Origin of the sequence: uncultured Acidovorax sp. (assembly GCF_964021665.1) — a bacterium.
Lineage (GTDB): Bacteria > Pseudomonadota > Gammaproteobacteria > Burkholderiales > Burkholderiaceae_C > Acidovorax > Acidovorax temperans.
Window position 1 is genome coordinate 1 of the sequence record NZ_CAXIAK010000055.1, and the last position, 23,328, is coordinate 23,328.

Genomic DNA, 23,328 nt, shown 5'->3' on the forward strand with positions numbered 1-23,328 from the left:
ACGGTCGGCGCGGTCTGCCTGATCGTGGACGAGCTGCTGAGAGCCCGCCGGGAAGGCTGAGAGCGACCTGCCCTCGATACGGCCCGCCTCGTGCGGGCCGTTTTGTTTTCAGCAGCCTCATGAACGGCGATACCTCGGCAGATTGAAGGCAACGCACCTGGCTCACAGCGAGAGCACCAGCCTCTGTGAATCTGCCTGACGAATGCCCAAGTGCATAGCTCCCACCAGCAACGCATTCCGAATGCACCGATTCACCTGGGGGCTTGCGCCTTGCGAGGTGAAATCAGGGGTATGCTTCATGACAGTTTTATGACAATTCGCATTGTGCACGTTGTTTGCTTATCCGTGGATACACGCGGGTCCAAAGAGCACTACGAACCCAAGTGGTTTTGCGCTGTTGACGGACGCCCTGCGGTACAAGCCCAAGCCCACGCACACCCCCAAGAATAAAAAGAACGCCTGCATTCCATGAAGCATTTGTTGAACTTGTTAGCTGCCGTGGCCCTGCTCATCTGGGGCACGCACCTGGTGCGTACCGGCATCCTGCGGGTATTCGGCGCCAATCTGCGCCAACTCATCTCCCGCAGCGTAAGCAACCGCTTCACCGCTGTTCTCTCGGGCATGGGCGTCACGGCTGTGGTGCAGTCCAGTACCGCTACCGCACTCATCGTGTCGTCATTTGTGGGCCAGGGGCTGGTGGGGCTGCCTGCCGCACTGGCCGTGATGCTGGGCGCGGATGTAGGCACCAGCGTGATGGCTGTGGTGTTTTCGCTCGATTTGTCGTGGCTGTCGCCGTTGTTCATCTTTGTGGGCGTGGTGCTGTTCATTTCGCGCAAAGACACCGCCGTGGGCCGCGTGGGCCGGGTGCTGATTGGCCTGGGCTTGATGCTGCTGGCCCTGCGGCTCATCACCGAATCCACCACCGTGCTGACCCAGTCGCCCACCGTGCGCACCCTGCTGGGTGCGCTGACCAGCGATTTGCTGCTGGCGGTCTTCACGGGCGCCGTGCTGGCTGTGCTGGCTTATTCCAGCCTGGCCACCGTGCTGCTCACGGCCACGCTGGCGGGCTCGGGCGGTATTCCGGTGGATGTGGCACTGGGGCTGGTGGTGGGCGCCAACCTGGGCAGCGGCTTGCTGGCGGTGGCCACGACCATGCGCTCCAATGTGCAGACGCGGCAGGTGCCGCTGGGCAATCTGTTCTTCAAGATCATGGGCGTCATCATCATGACCCCGCTGATCGGGCTGTGGCTCAAACATGTGCGCCCCTATGTTCCCGACAACGCTTCGCTGGTGGTGCTGTTCCACCTGGCATTCAACGCGGTGGTGGGGCTGGTGTGCATCGGGCTCACAGGCACGGTGGCGCGTGCCGTGCAACGCCTGCTCCCGGTGGCAGACACGCAGGCCGCAGCAGGCAGCCGCCCCCGGCATCTGGATCCGTCGGCGCTGGCCACGCCCTCGCTGGCGATTTCCTGCGCTGCGCGCGAAGCGCTGCACCAGGCCGATGTGGTGGAGTCCATGTTGCTGGGGTTGCACCAGGTCATTCGCACCGATGACCAGAAGCTGGCCGAAGACCTGCGCAAACTCGATGATCAGGTGGATGAGCTGTACTCCGCCATCAAGTACTACATGACCAAGATTTCGCGCGAGGCCCTGGACGAGCGCGAAGGCCGCCGGTGGGCAGACATCATCAGCTTCACCATCAACATGGAGCAGATTGGCGACATCATCGAACGCGTGCTCATCGACATTGAGGACAAGAAGATCAAGAAAGGCCGGCAGTTCTCCGAAGCTGGCATGGAAGAGATCAACGAACTGCACACCCGCCTGGTGGCCAACCTGCGCCTGGCAATGAGCGTGTTCCTCAACGGCAACGTGCGCGACGCACAAAAGCTGCTGGAAGAAAAAGCTCGCTTCCGCGATCTGGAGCGCGCCTACTCGGCCACGCACCTGGCGCGCCTGTCAGACAACACGGTGCAGAGCATTGAAACCAGCTCACTGCACATCGACTTGATCAGCGAGCTCAAGCGCATCAACTCGCTGTTGTGCTCCATTGCCTACCCGATTCTGGAATCGGCCGGGGCGCTGGCGCCCAGCCGCCTCAAACTGCCGTCAGAGCCCGTCTGACCTTGGCCGCGGCTGGCTGGGCCTCGGTGCCGAGCCAACCCGCTACAGGCCCAGAAAACCACCAATCACCAACCCCGCCTCGGGCGTGAAGTGGCCCTGTGCCACACGTTCGCACAGCAGCGGAATCGGCAGCAATGCAAACTCGTCCACCTCGCCATCCTGATTGCGGGGCACTTGCCCCTCGGGCACCTGGGCACTGAACCAGTCGATGCGCTCTCGCATGAAGCCAACGCCCCCACCCTCGCGGCTGGGGCGGGAGAAATCCACGTGACCACCGTGCACCACCTGCGTGAGTGCAGCCACTTCCAGGCCCGCCTCTTCCCAGGTTTCACGCGCCAGCGCCTGGTGCAGTGAATCCTGCGCTGACACCATGCCGCCCATCAGGGTGTCCCACTTGCCGGGGTGATTGGGTTTGGTGAGCGAGCGCCGCTGCACCCACATGCGCCCATCCGGCGCCAAACCCACCAAGTGCACCGCGCGCGTGGCAATGCCCAGCACCCGCACAGCACCACGCTCCACTGTGCCCACCACTGCGCCTTGTACATTGGTTACCGCCAGCTGTTCATCGCGCCAGGGGCCACAGCGCCCCACCTGGCGCAGCGCTGCAGCCAGCGCATTCAGGGCGGGGGTGACCTCCGCATCTGGCACAGGCAAATGCCAGGCGAACGCCCCATTTTGCTCCTGAAAATATAGCTGCTCGCGCTTATCCAGTAAGCGCTGCAGGCCAATATCATCCAAAACCCCTGCAGCCACCGACCCCACTTCGTGGCCAGCCACCACCAGTGGTATGCGGGGCTGGGCCGGTGGCTGCTGCGCCGCCGCCCGCGCCCCCACCAGCCATTGCGCGAACGCGGGCGTCTGAACGGCCGGGCTCACAGCGTCAGGATGGTGCACCCGGTGGTCTTGCGCGCTTCCAGGTCGCGGTGCGCCTGCTGCACGTCGGCCAAGGGGTAGCGCTGGTCGATATGGATCTTGACCTGGCCGCTGGCCACCACGGCAAACAGGTCATCGGCCATGGCCTGGGTGCTTTCACGCGTAGAGATGTGCGTGAACAGCGTCTGGCGGGTGAGGTATAGCGAGCCCTTGGGCCCGAGCTGGCCTGGAGCAAATGCAGGCACGGGCCCCGATGCGTTGCCAAAGCTGGCCATCAGGCCGAAGGGGCGCAGGCAGTCCAGCGACTTGTCCCAAGTGTCCTTGCCCACCGAGTCGTACACCACCTTCACGCCCTTGCCGCCGGTGATTTCCTTCACGCGCGCGGCAAAGTCTTCACGGCTGTAGTTGATGGCGTGCGCCGCACCATTGGCCAGCGCCAGTTGGCATTTGGCGTCTGAGCCGGCAGTGCCGATGAGCTGCAAGCCCAGGGCCTTGGCCCACTGGCATGCTATGAGCCCCACGCCGCCCGCTGCGGCGTGGAAGAGCACGAAATCGCCGGGCTGCAGACCTTCCACGGGCAGTGTTTTCTTGAGCAGGTATTGCGCCGTCAAGCCCTTGAGCATCATCGCAGCGCCGGTTTCAAAGCTGATGGCGTCGGGCAGCTTGCAAACGGTTTTGGCAGGCATGACGCGCGCTTCACAATAACTGCCTGGTGGGTTGCTGGCGTACGCCGCGCGGTCGCCAGGGGCCAGGTGGGTCACGCCTTCACCCACAGCTTCCACCACGCCAGCCGCTTCCATGCCGATGGACGCAGGCATGTTCAGCGGATACAAGCCCGTGCGGTGGTACACATCGATGAAGTTCAGGCCGACGGCATGGTGGCGAATGCGGATCTCGCCAGGGCCCGGCTCCCCCACGGGTACGTCAACAATCTGGAGTTCTTCGGGACCACCATGCTGGCGGATCTGGACGGCAAGGCTCATGGCAACAACGCTCCTGTAACAAGAGGGACAAACGGCCGCCATCCTGCCATGAATCTGCAAGCCTTGCCGGAGCGAGCCCGTTACATTCCGGGGCATGACTCAAAGACTCACGCCCGGCACGGCTGCGCTGCTCGTGACCGCGCCCCTGTTGTGGGCGGGCAATGCCGTGGTGGGCCGGCTGGTGCACGCCATGATCCCGCCCATCACCCTGAACTTCTTCCGCTGGGTGCTGGCCTTTGCCATCCTGCTGCCGCTGGCCCACGGGGTGCTGCGCAAAGACAGCCCCCTGTGGCCCCACTGGCGGCGCTATGCAGTGCTGGGCCTGCTGGGCATCGGGCTTTACAACGCACTGCAGTACATGGCGCTGCAAACCTCCACCCCCATCAATGTGACGCTGGTGGGCTCCAGCATGCCGGTGTGGATGCTGGCGGTGGGGGCGCTGTTTTTTGGTGCCTCGGTCACGCGCCAGCAACTGGTAGGCGCGGTGCTCTCCATCACCGGGGTGCTGATCGTGCTCAGCCGTGGTGAGTGGAACCAGCTGCTGGCTCTGCGGCTGGTGCCCGGCGATGTGTTCATGCTGATGGCCACGGCATCGTGGTCGTTCTACAGCTGGCTTTTGGTGAGGACCAGTGAGCCCGCCAGCCTGCGCGGCGATTGGGCGGCCTTCCTGATGGCGCAGATGGTGTTTGGCCTGGGTTGGTCCGGCGCCTTCACAGGCGTGGAATGGAGTTTGGGCCACACGCAGATCGACTGGGGCGCGCCCTTGCTGGCCGCACTGGCCTTCATCGCCGTGGGGCCAGCGGTGCTGGCCTACCGCTGCTGGGGTGTGGGCGTGCAGCGGGCAGGGCCTGCGGTGGCGGGCTTCTTCGTCAACCTCACGCCGCTGTTCGCAGCCGTGCTGTCGGCGGCCTTTCTTGGCGAAACACCGCACCTGTTTCACGGCGTGGCGTTCGCCTTCATCGTGGGCGGGATCGTGGTGTCATCCCGGCGCTAAGCGCTGGCGCGATGTATTGAGCGCTGGCTGTATTGAGCGCTGGCGCGGTGAGCACGGCAAAGCGAACCGGCGACGCGATACGGTTGCCGGCAAATCCGTATCAGCCCAGCAAAGCCAGGTCATTGCCCAGCAGGGCTTCGATCTCGCTCAGTGGCATGGGCCGCCCTAGCAAATAGCCCTGGAAGTAGTGGCAGCCATACCGCGCCAGCGTGTCACGCTGCTCGGCGGTTTCCACCCCTTCGGCAATCACATCCAGTTCCAGGTTGCGGGCCATGCCGATGATGGTCTGCACGATCACATCGTCGGTATGTTTCACGCCCAGGTTGTGCACGAACGACTGGTCGATCTTGAGCTGGTCGAGCGGCAGGCGCGTGAGGTATGCCAGCGATGAGTAGCCGGTGCCAAAATCGTCCACCGAGAAGCGCACGCCCTTGGTCTTGAGCTGGACCATCTTGGCAATGGTGTCGTCCACATCGTCCAGCACCAGCGACTCCGTCAGCTCCAGCTTGAGCAAGTGCGCGGGGGCGCCCGTCTCGCGCAGCACTTCCACCACCCGGGCCACAAAGTCGTGCTGGCGGAACTGCCGCGCACTGACGTTGACCGACACCTGCACATGCTGGCAGCGCGGGTCACCCTTCCATGCCGCCAGTTGCTCGCACGCGGTGCGCAAGACCCAGTGCCCGATCGGCACGATGATTTCGCTCTCCTCGGCCACGCTGATGAATGCCCCTGGCGCCACCAGCCCCCGCTCGGGGTGGCGCCAGCGGATCAGGCCCTCCACTCCCACAATTCGCCCATCCAGGCGCTGCTGTGGCTGGTAGTGCAGTTCAAACTGGTTGCCGGTGATGGCCATCTGCAGGTCGTGCTCCAGTTGCACGCGCTGGTTGATGGCGATCTGCATCTGCGGATCAAAAAAGCACAGGGAATTGCGCCCCTGTGACTTCACCTGGTACATGGCAATGTCGGCCTGCTTGAGCAAGTCCACCGGCGGCTGCATGTCTTGCCCGATGAGGGTGGCGCCAATGCTGGGGGTGCTGTGGTAGGTGTGGGTGTCCAGCAAATAGGGCATGTTGAGGCGGCGCAGGATCTTCTCGCCCACCCGGCGGGCCAGCGATGCTGCCTCTTCGCTGTTGGTGGCCAGGTTCTTGAGCATGATCACAAACTCATCGCCCCCGAGCCGCGCCACCGTGTCTTCCGTGCGCACACAGGCCTTCAGGCGCTGCGCCACCTGCTGCAGCAGCAAGTCTCCCACCTCATGCCCCAGGGTGTCGTTGAGGGTCTTGAAGTGGTCCAGGTCCAGAAACAGCAGGGCCCCATGCAAACCACTGCGGGCGTTGGCCACCACCGACTGCTGGATACGGTCCATCAACAGGCGCCGGTTGGGCAGCCCGGTCAGCGGGTCGTAGAAAGCCAGGTTTTCGATCTCTGCGCTGGCCTGGCGCAGCTCGGTCACGTCGTGGTACGTGATCACCAGGCCGCCATCGGGCGTGGCCCGCTCGGTGACCTGGATGACACGCCCATCGGGCAGGCCCTGCTCATGCGGCCCCTGGGGGTTGCGCTGCACTGCCACGCGCTGCTCCACCCAGCGCTGCTGCTCTTCGTCGCTGGCGTTTTCCAGGTGGTGCCGGGCTTTCTCTTTCAGCAATTCCTTGAACGGAACCTGGGGCGCCAGTTGCCCCTTGAGCCACGGATAAATCTCTTCAAAGCGCCGGTTCCACTGCACCAGGCGAAGCTGGCTGTCGAGCACCACAAAGCCGCTGACCATGGATTCCAGTGCCTCGTCGAGCGTGGCCTTCGACTGCGCAATCGCCAAACGGGCCTGGGTCATGCGGTCAACGTAGCGCAGTGAAACAACCCCCACCACCACAATCATCACCACAAAACCCAGCGCCGTCAGCACGATGCCATCGCGCGCTGCGCGCCAATTGGCCAGCGCGGCGTGCAGCGGCACACTGGCAGCAATGCGCAAGTCCTGGTACATCAACGGGCGGTACACCACCAGGGCCTGCTCTCCGCCCAGGCGCGCACGGGCATTCCACCGCGGCCCGGTCACATCCAGCTCGGCCAGCGGCGGAGTCAGCACCCTGGCCAATTTCTCTTCCTGCCGCGGCATGGTCAGCAGAAGCTGGCCTGAGGCACGCTCCAGCGTGACCTCCAACCCGGCAATGTCCATGCCCTGAACCAGAACACCGGCCAGCGAACCCACGGGCATTTCGGCGACTGCCAGCAATGGCGTTCCGTCGGCCAGCCGAAGCTGCCGGGCCAGATAGAGCACACGCTCCGCGCTCACAAAGCTCACGGCTGGCGCGCTCACCATCAACATCGGCAGCGGCTGCTCAAACACCGATTCGGCAAACCCCAAAGGCAACGACAAGGCCACCGCAGCACCTGCGGCGTCTGACGAACCCAAAACGCGCCCCTGCCTGTCTACCAGCGCCACATAGCGCACCATCAGGCTTTGGCGGGCCGAGCTGCGCAGGCGCTGGCTGGTCACTTCCGGGTCCAGCCATTCCGCCCGCACCGCCGACAGATCCAATATCTCGTCCATGCTGGCCAGCAAGACGTCAATGCCCAACAGGGAACGGTTGAGCGCAGCTTCGGCACTAGAGACAAAACGCACCGCACCGCTGGCGCCGTCCGACAGGGCGACCTGCCGTGCATTGAAGATGAGCACCGCCGCCACCGTGACCACGGCCAGCACGAATGCCGCAACCCCGCCCCCTACGAAGAACTTGATACGCCGAGGTACCGCCACGTTCATGGTGACTTGGGTACAGGGATGCCCCGCGCCGGTCCGATGGTGCTGTTCCACACCTGGGCGCACCGGGCGCCACAGCGCTGGAGCCAGCGGGGCAGGACGGTGGAGGTGAGAATCTCTTTGCGGCGCTGTTCATCCTGCGCCGAAACCGGCACGACCACCATGCGCCCTTTGCGGCCCGCCTGGCACTCGGGCGCGCCACGGTTGCAGGCCATGCCATCGGCGGTTTCGCGTTCGGATTCTGCCCAGATGTCGGCTTCCAGCTTGGGCAGCTCGCGCTTGAGCAATTCGCGCAAATCCGGCGGCAGGGCAGCCCAGACGGCGCGGTTGGCGCCGAACACCGCCAACCCCCAGGTCACGGGCAAGGCATGCACATGGCTCATCAAATTGTGCAGCCCCAGCGTATTGCCCGACATGGTTCCGGTGACCGCGCACTCGATGCTGCCCGCCGTCACATTGGGCACGATCTGGGCAAAGCCGGTGAGCATGGGCTCTGCGCCCAGGGCGCTCACAAAATCCGCCTGGGTGGACGATGACACGCGCACCCGGCGCCCTGCCAAATCGGCCAAGCTGCGCAGGGGCTTACCGCAAAAGATCACCTGCGCTGGATACACATAGATGGCCAAGGGCTCCACCCCATGCTGATCGCGCAGCGCTTTCTCCAGATGCGGGCGAAAGGCGGCCAGCGTGGTGCGCAAGGTGGCAATGTCGGGGTTCAGCCCCGCCAGATCCGGGGCCGTGTATTCGGGATGCTGGGCAGAAAAAGAGCTCATCAGCGCCGTACCCAACGGCACCACTCCCAACTGCAGCAAGCGCAGCATTTCGGTGCCGGGCACCCCGGCCCGGTCGAACGGGACGATTTCTGCGGTGTAGCGCCCACCGCTCAGGCGCGCGAGTTCGCGCGTCCAGAAGGGTTCTTCACGGCGTACATACTGGTTGAGCTCGGCCAAACCGCCCACCACACGCAGGTGGGACACCGCTACCGGGGGTTTGGACGCTGGCGGCTGCGACCAGGCAAACGTCGCCGTCCACCCGACCACGCCGCAACACAGCGCAGCAGCGCAGCGCCGAAACAGTCGAGGCAAACGAGAAAGACTCAGCATGGCTGCCAGACAAGCCCCGTTTCTCTTTGCTCTTCCCCACTGGAAAAGCCGAAGAGCACCACCCTGCGGGCCACAGGCAGGAATGCGCCATTGTGCCTACGCTACGCCCGTTTTCACCGAAAAATCTAATGCATGGAAACAGTTAATTGACGTCGATCGAGACTGCATGCATGGGCAGCGCCGCCAGCGTGGGTTGTGGCCGGACGAGGGGCGGGCCAACAAAATGCGAAGGCCGCACCGCCCCCAGCCCGTTTCAGTTACACGCCCGCAAACGCACCACCGTCAGCCAGCACGTTCTGGCCGGTGATGTAGGCGCCATGCACGCTGCACAGGAAAGCGCAAATGGCGCCAAACTCGTCGGGCGTTCCGAAGCGGCCAGCCGGAATCTGGGCTTGCTGCGCCACGCGGACCTCTTGCGAGCTTTTGCCGGTTTTGGTGGCAACGGCTTGCATCGTGGTGGCCAGGCGATCGGTGTCGAACTTGCCGGGCAGCAGGTTGTTGATGGTCACGCCCTGCGACGCGATCTTGCTGCGCGCCACGCCCGCCACAAACCCCGTCAGGCCACTGCGCGCGCCGTTGGACAAACCCAACACATCAATCGGCGCCTTCACAGCGCTGGAGGTGATGTTGATCACGCGCCCAAAGCCCCGTGCGGCCATGCCATCCACCGTGGCCTTGATCAGCTCGATGGGCGTGAGCATGTTGGCGTCTACCGCCTTGATCCACGCGTCGCGATCCCAATCGCGGAAATCTCCTGGAGGGGGGCCACCGGCGTTGGTCACGACGATATCGAAGTCGCGGCCTGAGCCACCCGCAGCGGCAAACACGGCGGCACGGCCTTCGGGGGTGGTGATGTCAGCAGCCACGGCCACGACGGCAGGTTGTGAGTCTTTTTGGCCTCTAGCGCTTGCGTATTCAGCGCTGGCAGCTATCAATTTAGCAGCAGCTTGAGCCAACACATCGGCGTTGCGTGCATTGATGACGACATTCACGCCCTCACGCACCAAAGCCTGGGCACAGCCAAAGCCCAGCCCCTTGCTGGCGCCGCACACCAAAGCCCATTTGCCCGCAATTCCCAAATCCATAACAATCTCCGGTTTACGTTGGATGCCCCATCCAGCGGATCATAAATTGAGGCTTTCACCATGAACTGGCTCCATCACCTAGCCCTTGCCAGCGGCCTGGCTTTCGCGGCAGCGGTACCTTTGAGCGCTGCACATGCCCAAACGGCAGTGGTCAAGCGCTCGACCGAACTGCGCGAATCACCCGCAGACAACGCACCGAGCCTGGGGCAGATTCCGGCCAACACACAGGTGACCCGGACTTCGGAGCGCAATGGCCCCTGGGTCAAGGTGCAGACGCCCCAAGGCGCCACCGGCTGGGTGCACAACTTTGACATGGGCTCGGCCAACTCGGCAGCTCCCTCGGGCAACAACAATGCCAGCACCGGCAGCATGCGCACCCTGGGCGGCGTGCTCGGGCGCGGCGGCACCAGCACCACCACACCCACCACCACGGCCGGCACGCGGGGCTGGGGGAATGGAAAAGCAGCCCAGGCTCCCGCAGAGGCCGACCACGCCGAAGATGGCCATGAGGGAGACAGCAGCGCCGACGATGCACCGCAAACGCCCACCAAGCATGCAGCACCCAACACGCGCACGGCGGGGGGGCAGGCATCGCCCTACCAGCGCATGCCCTCCAACACCCAACAGCCGCCCGCTCCACCGGGCCTGTCCACCTACTCTTCGGGCAACAACGGCAACGCCTGGGGTGGCGGCGCTGCAGGCGGTGGCGCCAACAGCTGGGGCGCAGGCAACCGCTAAGCGAGGGCAGCGCCCTGCCCCATGCGTTAAGCGTTCGCCCGCCTTGCCGAACGGGTGAACACGAAGATACCGAGCATGACCAGGGCCGTGCCCGCCGCCAGCCACAGGGTGAAGGGCTCGCCCAGAATCCAGATTCCCATGAGGATGGTGGACAGCGGGCCCACCATGCCCGCTTGCGCGGCCATGCCGGCACCAATGCGTTCGATGGCCATCATGACCATGAGCACCGGCGCAGCCGTGCAAAGAATGGCGTTCAGCACCGACAGCCACAACACTTCAGGCGCCACGATGGCCGCCCCCAAAGGCCGCAGCGCCACAAACTGGGCCAGGCAGCACAGGCAGGCCACCGTGGTGGCCAAGCCCACCAGACGCAGCGCCCCGATGCGCTGCACCATCTCGCCGCTGTAGACCAGGTACACCGCATAGCTCACGGCGCTCAAGAAAATTAGCAACGCACCCCAGGCGGCGTGCGCGCCTTGCTCCCGGGCCTCCAGCCCAAACACCAGCACCACGCCGCAATAGCTGATGCCCATGCCCAGCGCCTGCCCGGCCCGGATGCGCTTGCCATACAGCGCCCAGCCCAGCACCACCACCAGCGTGGGGTTGAGGTACAGGATGAGGCGCTCCAGGCTGGCCGTCACGTACATCAGCCCTGCAAAGTCCAGAAAGCTGGCGAGGTAATACCCAGTGACGCCCAGGCCCAGTACCCCCAACCAGTCTTTGCGCGACAGGGGCGGCTTGCCCCGGCTGGCCCACCATGCCATCGCGGCAAAGATGGGCAGCGCAAACAGCATGCGGTACATGATGAGGGTGACCGCGTCCACACCGTAGCGGTAGGCCAGCTTGACGATGATGGCCTTGCCGCTGAACGCGATGGAGCCCAGCAGCGCCAGCGCCATGCCCCCAGCCAGGCCAGAGTGCTTGTCAGCGGATGTAGCAGGATGCGACACGGGAAGGTTCTTTGAAGAATGGGGGCAGCAACGCCCCAGTGTGGCACGGCAGGCCAGGCGGCGGCGTCGAGCATTTGGGTGCCAGCCTGCTCCACTGGCGATGGCAGACGCGCGCAGCAACCGCCCCGCTCAATGCTTGCGAAACAACCGGTGGTGCAAGCGGCGTAAAGACAGCCATACGCTCACGGCCACCAGCGGAATGGCAATGGCCGCGGTGGACTCTGGCGACAGCGGCCAGCCCAGGGCCTTGCCGCCCTTGGCCAGGTAAGTGACCAGTCCCACGATGTAGTAAGTGATGGCCGCCACCGACAAGCCTTCCACCGTGGACTGCAGCTTGAGTTGCAGGTCCTGCCGCTGGTTCATGGTGGCCAGCAGGGCCTGGCTGCTTTGCTGCTGCTCGATTTCCACCCGCGTGCGCAGCAGGTTGCTCATGCGCGAAACGCGTTGGGACAGGGCATCCTGCCTGCGCGCGGCCCATTCGCAGGTGCTGCGGGCGGGCGTGAGGCGCCGGTCCATGAACTCCCCAATGGTCTGCATGCCCGCCAGGCGCGACTCGGCAATGTCCTTGATGCGCCGATCCACCAGCTCGAAATAGGCGCTGCTCGCAGAAAACCGCGAATGTGTGGCGGCGTACTGGCTCTCCACCTGCCCGGCCAGCCGGGTCAGGCGGTCCAGCAGCGCAGGTTCATCATCGCGGTTGGCGGTGCGGATGGCGTTGGCCAGCTCGGCCAGTTCACGCTCGGCAAAGGCCAGCACAGCAGAGGCCTCGCGCGCAGCAGGCAGCCCCAGCAGGGCGGCCATGCGGTAGGTTTCGATCTCCAGCAGGCGCTGCACCAGGCGGCCCAGGCGGCGCTGCGTCATGCCGCCAGCCAGCAACACCATGCGCGAAAAGCCGTCGGCGTGGATGGCAAAGTCGGTATAGACCTCACCGTGCCCGTCCGCCACGGTAGAAGCCAGCAGCGTGTCCTCATGCAGCACATGCTTGATCAGCGAGCCCGAGCCGAAGGTGTGGGTGGGCAACACCCACAAGTTCAGGCTGCACAGGCATTGGCCGGGCAGTGCCGCCAGCCACTCGCGCGGCACCGAGGCGATGGCGCTCACGGGCTCCCGCTCACCGAACGATTCCACCGCCGCAGGCACCATGAAGGTCCAGGAAACGAATTCGGTATGCAGTTCCCAGCGTAGGCGAAAGGCCCCCAGGTCCATGCGCAGATGGGTGGTGCCCGCATCGGGCAGCGCCAGGTGGTGGTCGCGCAGCAGCGCGGCCACATGGGCACGGCTGGCCTCGCGCTCGGCAGCATCGGCCAGCATGACGATATGGGCAATGGCCAGCGGCGCCGACATGGCCTCTGGCGGGCGGGCGTGGATTTCGTTGTGCAGCAACACCCGGTGCGGGTGCTGCGTGGGGCTGATCGTGGCAGACATGCAAATCCCGGAAAGCAAAGCAGCCCCATTGTGTACCGGCTGCCCTATTCCGCTGCGCCGCCACACGGCAAAAAACAACGGCACCCGAAGGTGCCGTTGTTGGAGGTGCGCAAAGACGGGAGAGAAAGCCTCTCCCTTGCCGTTATCAGTCTTCCACGAAGGCTTCTTCGCGCTTGTTCTTCACGGCTGGCAGCAGCACGATGATGAGCAACAGAGCCGCCGCAGCCAGCAGACCGGCCGACAGAGGACGCGTGACAAACACGCTCCAGTCGCCACGCGACAGCAGCAGCGCACGGCGCAGGTTCTCTTCCATCATCGGGCCAAGGATGAAGCCCAGCAGCAATGGCGCAGGCTCGGTGCCCAGCTTGTGGAAGATGTAGCCGATCAGACCAAACGCACCCACCATCCAGATGTCAAAGGTGTTGTTGTTGGTGGAATACACACCCACCGCGCAGAACAGCACGATGGACGGGTACAGCCAGCGGTAAGGCACCGTCAGCAGCTTGATCCAGATGCCGATCAGCGGCAGGTTCAGGATCACCAGCATCGCATTGCCGATCCACATCGAGGCGATCAGGCCCCAGAACAGTTCGGGGTTGCTGGTCATCACCTGGGGACCAGGCTGGATGTTGTGGATGGTCATGGCACCCACCATCAGCGCCATCACGGCGTTGGGAGGAATGCCCAGGGTCAGCAGAGGAATGAACGAGGTTTGCGAACCAGCGTTGTTGGCAGACTCAGGAGCCGCCACACCGCGGATGTTGCCTTGGCCGAATGGCACTTCGCCAGGACGCAGCTTGGTTTTCTTCTCAACCGTGTAAGCCGCAAACGCTGCCAGCAACGCACCGCCACCGGGCAAGATACCCAGAGCCGAGCCCAGGCTGGTACCACGCAACACCGCAGGGAACATGTTCTTGAAGTCTTCCTTGGTGGGGAACAGGCCTTCCACCTTGGCAGTGAACACTTCGCGATCGTCGTCAGGACGGGCCAGGTTGGCAATGATTTCGCCGTAGCCGAACACACCCATGGCAATCGTCACGAAGCCGATGCCGTCGGTCAGCTCAGGGATATCGAAGCTGAAGCGGGCCACGCCCGAGTTCACGTCGGTACCCACCAAACCCATCAACAGGCCCAGAACAATCATGGCCACCGCCTTGAGCAGCGAGCCAGAAGCCAGCACCACAGCGCCAATCAGGCCAAGCACCATGAGCGAGAAGTATTCCGCAGGGCCGAACTTGAAGGCGACTTCAGTCAGCGGAGGCGCAAAGGCCGCCAGAATCAGCGTACCCACGCAGCCGGCGAAGAACGAGCCCAGACCCGCAGCGGCCAGCGCAGGGCCTGCACGGCCCTTGCGGGCCATCTGGTAGCCGTCGATCACGGTCACCACCGACGACGATTCGCCCGGCAGGTTCACCAAGATGGCGGTGGTCGAACCACCGTACTGCGCGCCGTAGTAGATACCGGCCAGCATGATCAGCGCCGCCACGGGGGGCAGCGCGTACGTGGCTGGCAGCAGCATGGCGATGGTGGCCACAGGGCCAATGCCAGGCAACACGCCAATCAGCGTGCCCAGCAGACAGCCGACAAAGCAGTAAACGAGATTTTGAAACGTGAAGGCGACGCCAAAGCCGAGCGCCAGGTTATCGAACAATTCCATGGTGGTGCTCCTGCCTTAACCCGAAATGAAACTAGGCCACACCGGGAACTGCAACTTCAGCGCCCACACGAAAGCCACGTAGCTGCCTGCCGCCAGAATGGTGGCAAGCACAAACACCGACTTGGCCCTGAACTCGTTGCCGGCCAGGCTGGCAATGAAGGTCAAGGCGTAGATGCCAACGATCAGGCCCATGGCCGGAACGCCGATGCTAGGCAGACCGCCCAGCAAGATGCCGAAGGTGAAGTTGGCCGCCAGGATGAAGAACAGCGGCTTCCAGGCCCACTTGCCGATCTTGTCCCCATCGGGGGTTTCGGCCGTGGTGGCCTGGAAGGTGATCACCAAGCCGATGATGGCCAGCAAGATCCCCAGGATCAATGGAAAGTAGCCAGGGCCCATGCGGGCGCCAGTGCCAATGTTGTACGTGGTGGCACCCCACGCAAACGCAGTGCCTACGCCCATGAACATGAGGCCGGCACAAAAGTCTTTCTGACTCTTGATTTTCACGAGTTTGTCCCCTTTACGGAAATCCGGATCGGCCGATTGTGGTTCCAAGGTTCGGGGCACTCGATGTGGATTCCACCTACATTCCGTAACGCTCCTGTGATAGGCACCGAAATTCCAGGGAAAACCCCGTTGTGGAGAACACTCACGCCTCCAGCGGTGGCGTAGCCGCAATGACCTCTTCGAGTGAAGTTACCCCTTCCGCCACCCGCAGCGCGCCTGCCAGACGCAGCGGACGCATGCCGTCCTGCACCGCCTGGCGGCGCAGCGCCTCGATGGACGGAGCCTGGTTGATCTTGTCCTTGAGCGGCTCGGTCACCGTGAGCAGTTCATACAGCCCCATGCGCCCCTGGAACCCGGTCATGCGGCAGTCCACGCAGCCCACGGCCTTGTAAGGCTGGTAGGCACCGTTGAGCTTCCAGGGCTTGACGACCTCGGCCAAGGCCTCGCGCTGAGCGCTGGGGTCTGGCTGCTTGCACTGTTTGCAGAAGGTGCGCACCAGCCGCTGCGCCAGCACACCCAGCAGCGTGGCGTTGATGAGGTACGACGGCACACCCAGTTCCATCATGCGGGTGATGGCGCTGGGGGCATCGTTGGTGTGCAGGGTGGAGAACACCAAATGCCCCGTCAGCGCGGCCTGGATGGCCATCTCGGCGGTTTCCAGATCGCGGATTTCGCCCACCATGATGATGTCCGGGTCCTGCCGCATGAGGGCGCGCAGCCCTTCGGCAAAATTGAAGTCGAGCTGCGGCTGCACCTGGGTCTGGTTGAAGCTGGGCTCGATCATTTCGATGGGGTCTTCCACCGTGCTGACGTTCACCTCTTCAGTGGCCACGCGCTTGAGCGTGGAGTACAGCGTGGTCGTCTTGCCCGAGCCCGTGGGCCCCGTCACCAAAATGATGCCGTGCGGGCGCTTGACCAGAGACTCCCAGCGCTGCGCGTCGTGCTGCGAAAAGCCCAGCGCGTCCAGGTCTTTCACGGCGTTGTCGGGGTCAAAAATCCGCATCACCATCTTTTCGCCAAAGGCCGTGGGCAAGGTGGACAAGCGCATTTCCACCTCTTCGCCGCGCGGGTTGCGGGTCTTGATGCGACCGTCCTGCGGGCGGCGCTTTTCCACCACGTCAATGCGGCCCAGCAGCTTGATGCGCGAAATGATGGCGTTGTGCACGCCCATGGGCATCTGGTACACCGGATGCAACACACCGTCGATGCGAAAACGGATCACGCCTTGCTCGCGCCGTGGCTCCAGGTGGATGTCGCTGGCGCGCTGGTCGAAGGCGTATTGCCACAGCCAGTCCACCACCTTGACCACGCCCTGGTCGTTGGCATCGAGCTGCTTGTTGGTCTTGCCCAGCTCCACCAGTTGCTCAAAGCTGCTGCCCGCGCTGGCGCCACCGGCTTTCTGGGCCGAACGCACGGATTTGGCCAGCGCAAAAAATTCGGCGGTGAAGCGGTGGATGTCTTGCGGGTTGGCCACCACGCGGCGCACCGTTCGGCGCGACTGGCGCTCGACCTCGGCCACCCAGTCGGTCACAAACGGCTCGGCCGTGGCCACCACCACTTCCGTGGGTGTGACCTGCACAGGCAGCACCTTGTGGCGCTCGGCGTAGGTGGCGCTCATGGTGTCGGCCACGCGGCCCACATCCACCCGCAGCGGATCGATGCGCAGGTACGGCAGGCCGGCGCGCTGGGCCAGGTATTCGGTCAGTGCCTCGATGTCCAGCGGGCGGCCATCGCTGGCGCGCGCCATGGCCACGTTGGACAGGCGCACCAGCGGGTTCTGGGCGCTTTCGGCCTGGGAACAGCGCGCAATGGTGCGCTGCGCCTCGTCGGTCGAAATCACGCCATCCGCGCTGAGCCAGTCCACCACCTTACGCCAGACCAGGGGGCCTGTGAACGCAGCGGACGAAGAAGCGCGGGGAACGGCGGGAGGAACGGTGGACATGGGACAAACCTGCTGGAATCGACAACATCAACAACCCGGGCCGCACACCGGTGCCGCCCTGGCCTTCTTCAAGCCACCACGGGCTTGAACACGCGCAGCCACTTGGTGGCAGGCAGGCCCCAGCGCTCTTGCACCACCTCGGCGCGGGCCATCAGCTCGGCGCGCTTGGGGCGCGAAGGGGTGCGCTGGGCCAACACCACGGTGTTGCCTTCGCGCGTGGGCTTGAAGGCCCACAGCGCCTCTTCGCCAAACGCAGTGGCCATGCTTTGCAGGCTGCGCTCAAAGCTGGACGATCGGCCAAACAGGTTCACCGTCATGCACCCGTCTTCCGACAGCAGCGCGCGGCAGTCGGCGTAGAAGTCGGGGCTGTCGAGCACGGGCGCGGCGGCTTCGTGGTCGTACAGGTCCACCGCCAGGGCATCCACCGTGCCCAGCCACATGGGGTCGCGGATTTCCTTGGCGGCATCGCCCAGGATGACGCGCAGCTTGGCCCCATCGGGCGGCAGCTTGAACCACTGGCGGCACACGGCCAGCACCTGTGGGTTCAGCTCGATGGCGGTGGCGCACAGGCGCAGTTTTTTGTGGCAGAACTTGGTGATGGCCCCGGCCCCCAGGCCCAGCTGCATGGCGTGCCGCTTGGTGACGGAGGTGGGCTCCACGAACAGCAGCCAGGCCATCATGCGCTGCACGTATTCCAGCTCCAGCGCGAAGGGGTCGTCCACACGCATGGAGCCCTGAATCCAGGGGGTGCCCAGGTGCAGGTGGCGCACTTCGCCATCGTCAGAAACGCTGACTTCCGGCAGCTCGGGGGTGGTGTTTTTCTTGCGGGTCATGGGTTCAAAGCAATCCGTGCGCGGCCATCAGTTCGGCCCAGGCAGTCTGTTTACGTTCAAAGCTCCAGCTGGCGTTGGCAGGGCTGGTGGAGGGCAGGCGCACCGACTGCACCTGGGCGCCAGAGTAGGCACCCGCCCATTGTTGCCGCACCGCCGCGCTGTGCTTGAAGCTTTCCCCACCATTGTGGGCGATGGCGCGCAGGCCAGGGCATTCGCGCAGCAACTGCGCAAAATCATTGACCACGGCGTGGCGAATGCTGGTGTCCAGACTGCCCTCGCGCTCACAACTGGCGTACACGTCCCAAAGGCCCAAGCGGCGCTCCAGCAGCCAGGCACAGCGCTGGGCGTAGTGCTGCGGCCCGGCGGGCGGCAAGGGGTGCTGGGGCCACAGGCTTTGCAGAATGCGCCAGAAGTGGTTTTGCGGGTGCCCGTAATACTGCTGCGCCTTGAGCGACGCGGCCCCAGGAAAGCTGCCCAGCACCAGCACCACGGTGCGATCCGAAACCACCGGGGGCAAGCCCACCAGCCGCGTCGGCACCTCACTGGCTGGGGTTGCAGCGCCGTCGGCCAAGGGTGCGGGTTCCTGCGGGGTGGTCATGGCGGAGGATTGTGAACGGCCTGTGTATCCAGAATGTATCCAGGCACCGCTAGGGAGTTTCAGCTATTAATTCAATAGCAATAAGCGCTTGATAGATAAGCGCTACAGGCCATTTTGATGCAATAACTTCTGCAACCCCGGCAATGCGGCGCAGGCATTGGCGGTGCTGGCCTGGGCCAGGTCCGCCACAGCCATGCCGCGCAGACCAGCCACCACCTGCGCAATGCGGGGCAGCTCGGCAGGGGTGTTGCGACCCTGGGGCTGGCCCTGCGCCCGCTCGGCAGCGGTGGTGTAGAGCCAGTGCGGGGGAATGTCGGGCGAATCGGTTTCCATCACCAGGCTGCCCAGCGGCAGCTCGGTGGCCAGGCGGCGCAGTTGCAGGGCGCGGTCGTAGGTCACCGCCCCGCCAAACCCCAGCTTGAAGCCCAGCGCAATGAACGCCTGGGCCTGCTGCAGGCTGCCGTTGAACGCGTGGGCAATGCCCCCCCGCACCTTCACCTGGCGCAGCGCCTTCAGAAGCTGGTCGGCCGAGCGGCGCACATGCAGGATGACGGGCAAATCAAACCGCCGCGCCAGCACCAGCTGCGCGCGGTAAAAGCGCTGCTGGCGCTCGGCGTCCAGCCCCGGCACAAAGTAGTCGAGCCCGATTTCGCCCACGGCCACCAGGCGCGGGTCAGCGCGGTGCTGCTGCAGGGTGTGGGCCAGCAGCTCAAGGTCTTCGTCCTGCGCGCGGCCGGTGTACAGGGGGTGAATGCCCAGGGCATAGCTGTCGCCATGGCGGTGGGCCAGCAGGCGCACGCTGTCCCAGTTGCTGCGCTCTACCGCGGGCAGCACGCAATGCACCACGCCCTGGGCCCGGGCCTGCTCGCGCACCGCGTCCACATCGTGCGCCAGCTCGGGCGCATCCAGGTGGGCGTGGGTGTCAATCCAGGCCATGGGCCGCAAGTGCACCGATCAGCGCAGCACGCCAGAGGTGAGCCGCACCACCCGGTGGCAGCGCGCGGCCAGTGATTCGTCGTGCGTCACCATCACAAACGCGGTGCCCTGGTCGCGGGCCAGTTGCAGCATCAGGTCGAACACGCCGTCGGCCGTGCTGCGGTCGAGGTTGCCGGTGGGCTCGTCGGCCAGCACGCAAGCCGGGCGCGTGACCAGGGCGCGGGCAATGGCCACACGCTGGCGCTCGCCGCCCGACAGCTCGGCCGGGCGATGCTGCAAGCGCCCGGCCAGGCCCACAGAGGCCAGCACGCGTTCGGCCTCGGCATGGCACTGGGCCAACGGCAGGCGGCGAATGCGCAGGGGCATGGCCACGTTGTCCAGCGCGCTGAACTCAGGCAGCAGGTGGTGAAACTGGTAAATGAAGCCCAGGTGCTGGTTGCGCAGCTGGCCCTGCCGATCGGGCGAAAGGGCCGACATCTCCGAGCCCTTGAGTCGCACGGTGCCCGCCGTGGGCGCATCCAGCCCGCCCAGCAGATGCAGCAGCGTGCTCTTGCCCGAACCCGAAGCCCCGACGATGGCCAGCGTCTCGCCTGCGCGGATTTGCAGATCCACACCGTGCAGCACGGTCACGTCCAGGCGGCCTTCGGTGAAGCGCTTGGTCAGGCCCTTGGCTTCCAGCACCACCTCACCGCCCAGAGAATTTTGGCCATTTTGGCCTGCAGCGCCCTCTGAATAAGCGCGAGCAGCTACATTATTCATAGCGGAGTGCCTCTGCAGGATTGACACGGCTGGCACGCCAGCTGGGGTACAGCGTGGCCACGAAGGCCAGCACCAAAGAAATGACGCCAATGGGCACGATGTCGCTGGCCTGCGGCTCGCTCGGCATCTTGCTGATGAGGTAGATGTCCTTGGGCAAGAAGCTGGCATTCAACGCCCGCTCGATGGCCGGGACGATCACGTCGATGTTGGCGGCAATGCCCAAACCCAGCAGCAGGCCCACGCAGGTGCCAATCACCCCCACCATGGCGCCCTGCACCACAAAGATGCCCATGATGCTTTTCGGGCTGGCGCCCAGCGTGCGCAGGATGGCGATGTCGGCGCGCTTGTCCGTCACCGTCATCACCAGCGTGCTCACCAGGTTGAAGGCCGCCACGGCCACGATGAGCGTGAGGATGATGAACATCATGCGTTTTTCGAGCTGCACGGCGGCAAACCAGGTGCGGTTCTGCTGCGTCCAGTCGCGGATCAGCAAGTCGCCGCTCAGGCTGCCTGCCAGCTGCTGCGCCACCTCGCGGGCCTGGTGCAGGTCCTTGAGCTTCAGGCGCACGCCCGTGGGGCCTTCCAGCCGGAAGATGCGCTGCGCATCTTCGTGGTGCAGCATCACCAGGGCCGAGTCGTATTCGTAGTGGCCGGAGTCAAACGTGCCCGCCACCGTCATCTGCTTGAGGCGGGGCACCACGCCTGCGGGGGTGACTTGCCCGGCCGGGGCAATCAGCGTGATGGCATCGCCCACACGCGCCCCCAGCGAACGGGCCAGCTCGCGCCCCAGCACCACGCGGAACTCGCCAGGCACCAGTTGCTTGAGCACCTCGGCGTTGGTGGCGGCCAAGTCGGTCACCGCGCCTTCTTTGTCCGGGTCAATGCCGCGCACCAGCGTGCCCTTCATGTCTTCGCCACGGGCCAGCAGGGCCTGGGCCGACACAAAGGGCGCTGCGCCCACCACGTTGGGGTTTCGCTGCGCTTCGGCCAGCGTCCGGGCGGGGTCGGGCATCGCGGCCCCGTGGGGCGCAAAAATCTCGATGTGCGACACCACACTGAGCATGCGGTCGCGCACCTCTTTTTGAAAGCCGTTCATCACGCTCAGCACGATGATGAGCGCCGCCACCCCCAGGGCAATGCCCAGCATGGACACGCCCGAGATGAACGAGATGAAGCCGTTGCGCCGCGTAGCGCGGCCGGCGCGGGTGTAGCGCCAGCCCAAAGCCAGTTCGTAAGGAATTTGCATGGAAGCGCGATTGTGGCATTGGGTGGAAGCCCTTCTGAACAACCCGCCAGGGCGCCCCCCGGATAATCCCCCCCATGGCTCTTATCACCCTACTCAATGCCCAGCTGGCTTTCGGGCATGTCGCTTTGCTGGACCACACCGGCTTTTCCCTTGAAACCAATGAACGCGTCGGCCTGATCGGCCGCAACGGCGCGGGCAAGTCTTCGCTGCTCAAAATCCTGGGCGGGCTGGCCAAGCCCGACGACGGCACGCTGCAAGTGCAGCAAGGCACCCGCATCGCCTTTGTGGAGCAAGAACCCGCACTGGACCCCGACGCCACCATCTTCCAGGCGGCCTCTGCCGGGCTGGCCGGGGTGATTGCCTTGCGCGAACAATACCTGGCCCACGCCGATGGCGTGGACCTGGACGCCCTGCAAACCCAGATCGAAGCGGCCGACGCCTGGAACTGGGAGCAGCGCGTGGAAGAAACCCTGCAGCGCCTGCACCTGAACCCTGAAGCGCGCGTGGGCGACCTGTCGGGCGGCACCAAAAAGCGCGTGGCCCTGGCCCAGGCCCTGGTGGCCCGGCCCGATGTGCTGCTGCTCGATGAACCCACCAACCACCTGGACCTGGACTCCATCCGCTGGCTGGAGGATTTGCTCATCGACTTCAAGGGCAGCGTGGTCACCATCACCCACGACCGGGCGTTTCTGGACCGCATTGCCACCCGCATCGTCGAGCTGGACCGGGGCCAGCTGCGCTCGTACCCCGGCAACTTTGCCGCCTACCGCCTGCAAAAGGAAGAGCAGCTGGCGCAGGAAGCCGTCATCAATGCCAAGGCTGACAAGCTGCTGGCGCAGGAAGAAGTGTGGGTGCGCAAGGGCGTGGAAGCGCGCCGCACGCGCAGCCAAAGCCGCATTGGCCGGCTAGAAAAGCTGCGCGAAACCCGCGCCGCCCGCCGCGATGTGGTGGGCAAGGTGAAGATGGAAGTGGGCACCGGTGGCGACAGCAACTACCAGGGCAAGATCGTTGCCGAGCTGCAGCACGTGAGCAAAGCCTTTGGCGACAAGGTGATTGCCAGCGACTTCAGCGCCACGCTGCTGCGCGGCGACAAGATTGGCCTGCTGGGCCCCAACGGCGCAGGCAAGACCACGCTGCTCAAGATGATTCTGGGCGAGCTGGAACCGGACAGCGGCACCATCCGCCGCGGCGCCAACCTGCAGGTGGCCTACTTCGACCAGCTGCGCGACGCGATTGACCTGGACGCCACGCTGGAAGACTTCATCAGCCCCGGTAGCGAGTGGATCGAGATCAATGGGCAGCGCAAGCATGTGCGCAGCTACCTGGGCGACTTTCTGTTCTCGCCCGCCCGTGCGCATTCGCCCGTGCGGTCCCTCTCGGGCGGCGAGCGCAACCGCCTGCTGCTGGCCCGCCTGTTCGCCCGCCCCGCCACCGTGCTGGTGCTGGACGAGCCCACCAACGACCTGGACATCGAAACCATCGACCTGCTGGAAGAACTGCTGCTGGACTACCCTGGCACCGTGTTCCTCGTCAGCCACGACCGTACCTTTCTGGACAACGTGGTCACCAGCACCATTGCCTACGAAGGCGACGGTGTGTGGCGCGAATTTGAAGGCGGCGTGGAAGACTGGTTGCAGCAATCCCAGCGCAGCCAGGCCCTGCGCGATCAGCGCAACACACCGCCCGCAGCCACGGCAGCACGTCGGGGTGGGCGGTCATGGCGTCGGTAGTGCGCGCTGGATCCGTCGAAGGGTCTTCTGCCCCCACACGCAGTGGCTCGCGGTGGCCGAGACGCAGTAGGCGCCCCGGGTGGTGCTCTT

19 protein-coding genes are annotated in these 23,328 nt (G+C 64.8%); 4 read left to right on the forward strand and 15 right to left on the reverse strand.

The window, feature by feature from the left end:
* The first annotated feature begins 468 nt into the window (after window positions 1-468).
* Entirely contained in the window at window positions 469-2,124 is a 1,656-nt protein-coding gene (locus AADJ04_RS12115) for a Na/Pi cotransporter family protein (protein WP_341239769.1), read from the forward strand.
* Window positions 2,125-2,166: 42 nt separating this feature from the next.
* On the opposite strand, the gene AADJ04_RS12120 is transcribed toward AADJ04_RS12115, so the two are convergent.
* Window positions 2,167-3,000, reverse strand: coding sequence for an NUDIX domain-containing protein (locus AADJ04_RS12120; RefSeq protein WP_341239770.1), 834 nt, complete (start codon window positions 2,998-3,000; stop codon window positions 2,167-2,169).
* Complete coding sequence (locus AADJ04_RS12125) at window positions 2,997-3,980, reverse strand: quinone oxidoreductase (RefSeq protein ID WP_198845412.1); 984 nt, start codon at window positions 3,978-3,980, stop codon at window positions 2,997-2,999. The genes AADJ04_RS12120 and AADJ04_RS12125 overlap by 4 nt, the downstream gene beginning before the upstream one ends.
* A 94-nt stretch (window positions 3,981-4,074) precedes the next feature.
* On the opposite strand from AADJ04_RS12125, the gene AADJ04_RS12130 reads away from it, so the two are divergent.
* On the forward strand, window positions 4,075-4,974 hold the full coding sequence (locus tag AADJ04_RS12130) for a DMT family transporter (protein ID WP_341239771.1): 900 nt from the start codon (window positions 4,075-4,077) through the stop codon (window positions 4,972-4,974).
* A gap of 100 nt (window positions 4,975-5,074) precedes the next feature.
* Here AADJ04_RS12130 and AADJ04_RS12135 read toward each other — a convergent pair whose 3' ends face one another.
* From AADJ04_RS12135 to AADJ04_RS12145, 3 genes are all read right to left on the reverse strand, one after another.
* Window positions 5,075-7,735: an EAL domain-containing protein gene (locus AADJ04_RS12135; RefSeq protein ID WP_341239772.1), complete on the reverse strand. Its 2,661-nt coding sequence runs from the start codon at window positions 7,733-7,735 to the stop codon at window positions 5,075-5,077.
* On the reverse strand, window positions 7,732-8,835 hold the full coding sequence (locus AADJ04_RS12140; protein WP_341239773.1) for a TRAP transporter substrate-binding protein: 1,104 nt from the start codon (window positions 8,833-8,835) through the stop codon (window positions 7,732-7,734). Before AADJ04_RS12140 ends, AADJ04_RS12135 begins: the two co-directional genes overlap by 4 nt.
* Window positions 8,836-9,092: 257 nt before the next feature.
* A complete protein-coding gene (locus AADJ04_RS12145) occupies window positions 9,093-9,920 on the reverse strand; it encodes an SDR family oxidoreductase (RefSeq protein WP_341239774.1) in 828 nt (275 codons plus the stop codon).
* A gap of 60 nt (window positions 9,921-9,980) precedes the next feature.
* On the opposite strand from AADJ04_RS12145, the gene AADJ04_RS12150 reads away from it, so the two are divergent.
* The gene (locus AADJ04_RS12150) at window positions 9,981-10,658 is read left to right on the forward strand and encodes an SH3 domain-containing protein (RefSeq protein WP_341239775.1); all 678 of its coding nucleotides are present in this window, start codon (window positions 9,981-9,983) and stop codon (window positions 10,656-10,658) included.
* 26 nt (window positions 10,659-10,684) lie between these two features.
* On the opposite strand, the gene AADJ04_RS12155 is transcribed toward AADJ04_RS12150, so the two are convergent.
* From AADJ04_RS12155 to AADJ04_RS12200, 10 genes are all read right to left on the reverse strand, one after another.
* Window positions 10,685-11,557, reverse strand: coding sequence for a DMT family transporter (locus AADJ04_RS12155; protein ID WP_044396096.1), 873 nt, complete (start codon window positions 11,555-11,557; stop codon window positions 10,685-10,687).
* A gap of 180 nt (window positions 11,558-11,737) precedes the next feature.
* Window positions 11,738-13,033, reverse strand: coding sequence for a DUF3422 domain-containing protein (locus AADJ04_RS12160; RefSeq protein WP_341239776.1), 1,296 nt, complete (start codon window positions 13,031-13,033; stop codon window positions 11,738-11,740).
* Between the two features lie 145 nt (window positions 13,034-13,178).
* Window positions 13,179-14,690 carry a tripartite tricarboxylate transporter permease gene (locus AADJ04_RS12165; protein ID WP_341239777.1) on the reverse strand — a complete coding sequence of 504 codons (1,512 nt, stop codon included), beginning with the start codon at window positions 14,688-14,690 and terminating at the stop codon, window positions 13,179-13,181.
* A 15-nt stretch (window positions 14,691-14,705) separates the two neighbouring features.
* Entirely contained in the window at window positions 14,706-15,194 is a 489-nt protein-coding gene (locus tag AADJ04_RS12170) for a tripartite tricarboxylate transporter TctB family protein (RefSeq protein ID WP_341239778.1), read from the reverse strand.
* Window positions 15,195-15,336: 142 nt separating this feature from the next.
* Window positions 15,337-17,136 (reverse strand): GspE/PulE family protein, encoded by a 1,800-nt coding sequence (locus tag AADJ04_RS12175; protein ID WP_341239779.1) that lies wholly within the window; start codon window positions 17,134-17,136, stop codon window positions 15,337-15,339.
* A gap of 68 nt (window positions 17,137-17,204) precedes the next feature.
* Window positions 17,205-17,969, reverse strand: coding sequence for a spermidine synthase (locus tag AADJ04_RS12180; RefSeq protein ID WP_066690981.1), 765 nt, complete (start codon window positions 17,967-17,969; stop codon window positions 17,205-17,207).
* Between the two features lie 4 nt (window positions 17,970-17,973).
* Window positions 17,974-18,567 carry a DNA-deoxyinosine glycosylase gene (locus AADJ04_RS12185; RefSeq protein WP_341239780.1) on the reverse strand — a complete coding sequence of 198 codons (594 nt, stop codon included), beginning with the start codon at window positions 18,565-18,567 and terminating at the stop codon, window positions 17,974-17,976.
* A gap of 102 nt (window positions 18,568-18,669) precedes the next feature.
* Window positions 18,670-19,503 (reverse strand): TatD family hydrolase, encoded by an 834-nt coding sequence (locus tag AADJ04_RS12190; RefSeq protein WP_341239781.1) that lies wholly within the window; start codon window positions 19,501-19,503, stop codon window positions 18,670-18,672.
* Between the two features lie 18 nt (window positions 19,504-19,521).
* The gene (lolD, locus tag AADJ04_RS12195) at window positions 19,522-20,262 is read right to left on the reverse strand and encodes a lipoprotein-releasing ABC transporter ATP-binding protein LolD (protein WP_341239782.1); all 741 of its coding nucleotides are present in this window, start codon (window positions 20,260-20,262) and stop codon (window positions 19,522-19,524) included.
* Window positions 20,255-21,508: a lipoprotein-releasing ABC transporter permease subunit gene (locus tag AADJ04_RS12200; RefSeq protein ID WP_066695809.1), complete on the reverse strand. Its 1,254-nt coding sequence runs from the start codon at window positions 21,506-21,508 to the stop codon at window positions 20,255-20,257. Before AADJ04_RS12200 ends, lolD begins: the two co-directional genes overlap by 8 nt.
* 74 nt (window positions 21,509-21,582) lie before the next feature.
* On the opposite strand from AADJ04_RS12200, the gene AADJ04_RS12205 reads away from it, so the two are divergent.
* Window positions 21,583-23,238, forward strand: a complete 1,656-nt coding sequence (locus AADJ04_RS12205; protein WP_341239783.1) for an ATP-binding cassette domain-containing protein — start codon at window positions 21,583-21,585, stop codon at window positions 23,236-23,238.
* Window positions 23,239-23,328 lie beyond the last annotated feature (90 nt).

Excerpts from the sequence above, each read along its gene's own strand:
- AADJ04_RS12115 (WP_341239769.1), top strand. The coding sequence starts at position 469 with ATGAAGCATTTGTTGAACTTGTTAGCTGCCGTGGCCCTGCTCATCTGG.
- AADJ04_RS12125 (WP_198845412.1), bottom strand. The coding sequence starts at position 3,980 with ATGAGCCTTGCCGTCCAGATCCGCCAGCATGGTGGTCCCGAAGAACTC.
- AADJ04_RS12130 (WP_341239771.1), top strand. The coding sequence starts at position 4,075 with ATGACTCAAAGACTCACGCCCGGCACGGCTGCGCTGCTCGTGACCGCG.
- AADJ04_RS12135 (WP_341239772.1), bottom strand. The coding sequence starts at position 7,735 with ATGAACGTGGCGGTACCTCGGCGTATCAAGTTCTTCGTAGGGGGCGGG.
- AADJ04_RS12140 (WP_341239773.1), bottom strand. The coding sequence starts at position 8,835 with ATGCTGAGTCTTTCTCGTTTGCCTCGACTGTTTCGGCGCTGCGCTGCT.
- AADJ04_RS12145 (WP_341239774.1), bottom strand. The coding sequence starts at position 9,920 with ATGGATTTGGGAATTGCGGGCAAATGGGCTTTGGTGTGCGGCGCCAGC.
- AADJ04_RS12150 (WP_341239775.1), top strand. The coding sequence starts at position 9,981 with ATGAACTGGCTCCATCACCTAGCCCTTGCCAGCGGCCTGGCTTTCGCG.
- AADJ04_RS12155 (WP_044396096.1), bottom strand. The coding sequence starts at position 11,557 with ATGGCGCTGGCGCTGCTGGGCTCCATCGCGTTCAGCGGCAAGGCCATC.
- AADJ04_RS12160 (WP_341239776.1), bottom strand. The coding sequence starts at position 13,033 with ATGTCTGCCACGATCAGCCCCACGCAGCACCCGCACCGGGTGTTGCTG.
- AADJ04_RS12165 (WP_341239777.1), bottom strand. The coding sequence starts at position 14,690 with ATGGAATTGTTCGATAACCTGGCGCTCGGCTTTGGCGTCGCCTTCACG.
- AADJ04_RS12175 (WP_341239779.1), bottom strand. The coding sequence starts at position 17,136 with ATGTCCACCGTTCCTCCCGCCGTTCCCCGCGCTTCTTCGTCCGCTGCG.
- AADJ04_RS12180 (WP_066690981.1), bottom strand. The coding sequence starts at position 17,969 with ATGACCCGCAAGAAAAACACCACCCCCGAGCTGCCGGAAGTCAGCGTT.
- AADJ04_RS12185 (WP_341239780.1), bottom strand. The coding sequence starts at position 18,567 with ATGACCACCCCGCAGGAACCCGCACCCTTGGCCGACGGCGCTGCAACC.
- AADJ04_RS12190 (WP_341239781.1), bottom strand. The coding sequence starts at position 19,503 with ATGGCCTGGATTGACACCCACGCCCACCTGGATGCGCCCGAGCTGGCG.
- lolD (WP_341239782.1), bottom strand. The coding sequence starts at position 20,262 with ATGAATAATGTAGCTGCTCGCGCTTATTCAGAGGGCGCTGCAGGCCAA.
- AADJ04_RS12200 (WP_066695809.1), bottom strand. The coding sequence starts at position 21,508 with ATGCAAATTCCTTACGAACTGGCTTTGGGCTGGCGCTACACCCGCGCC.
- AADJ04_RS12205 (WP_341239783.1), top strand. The coding sequence starts at position 21,583 with ATGGCTCTTATCACCCTACTCAATGCCCAGCTGGCTTTCGGGCATGTC.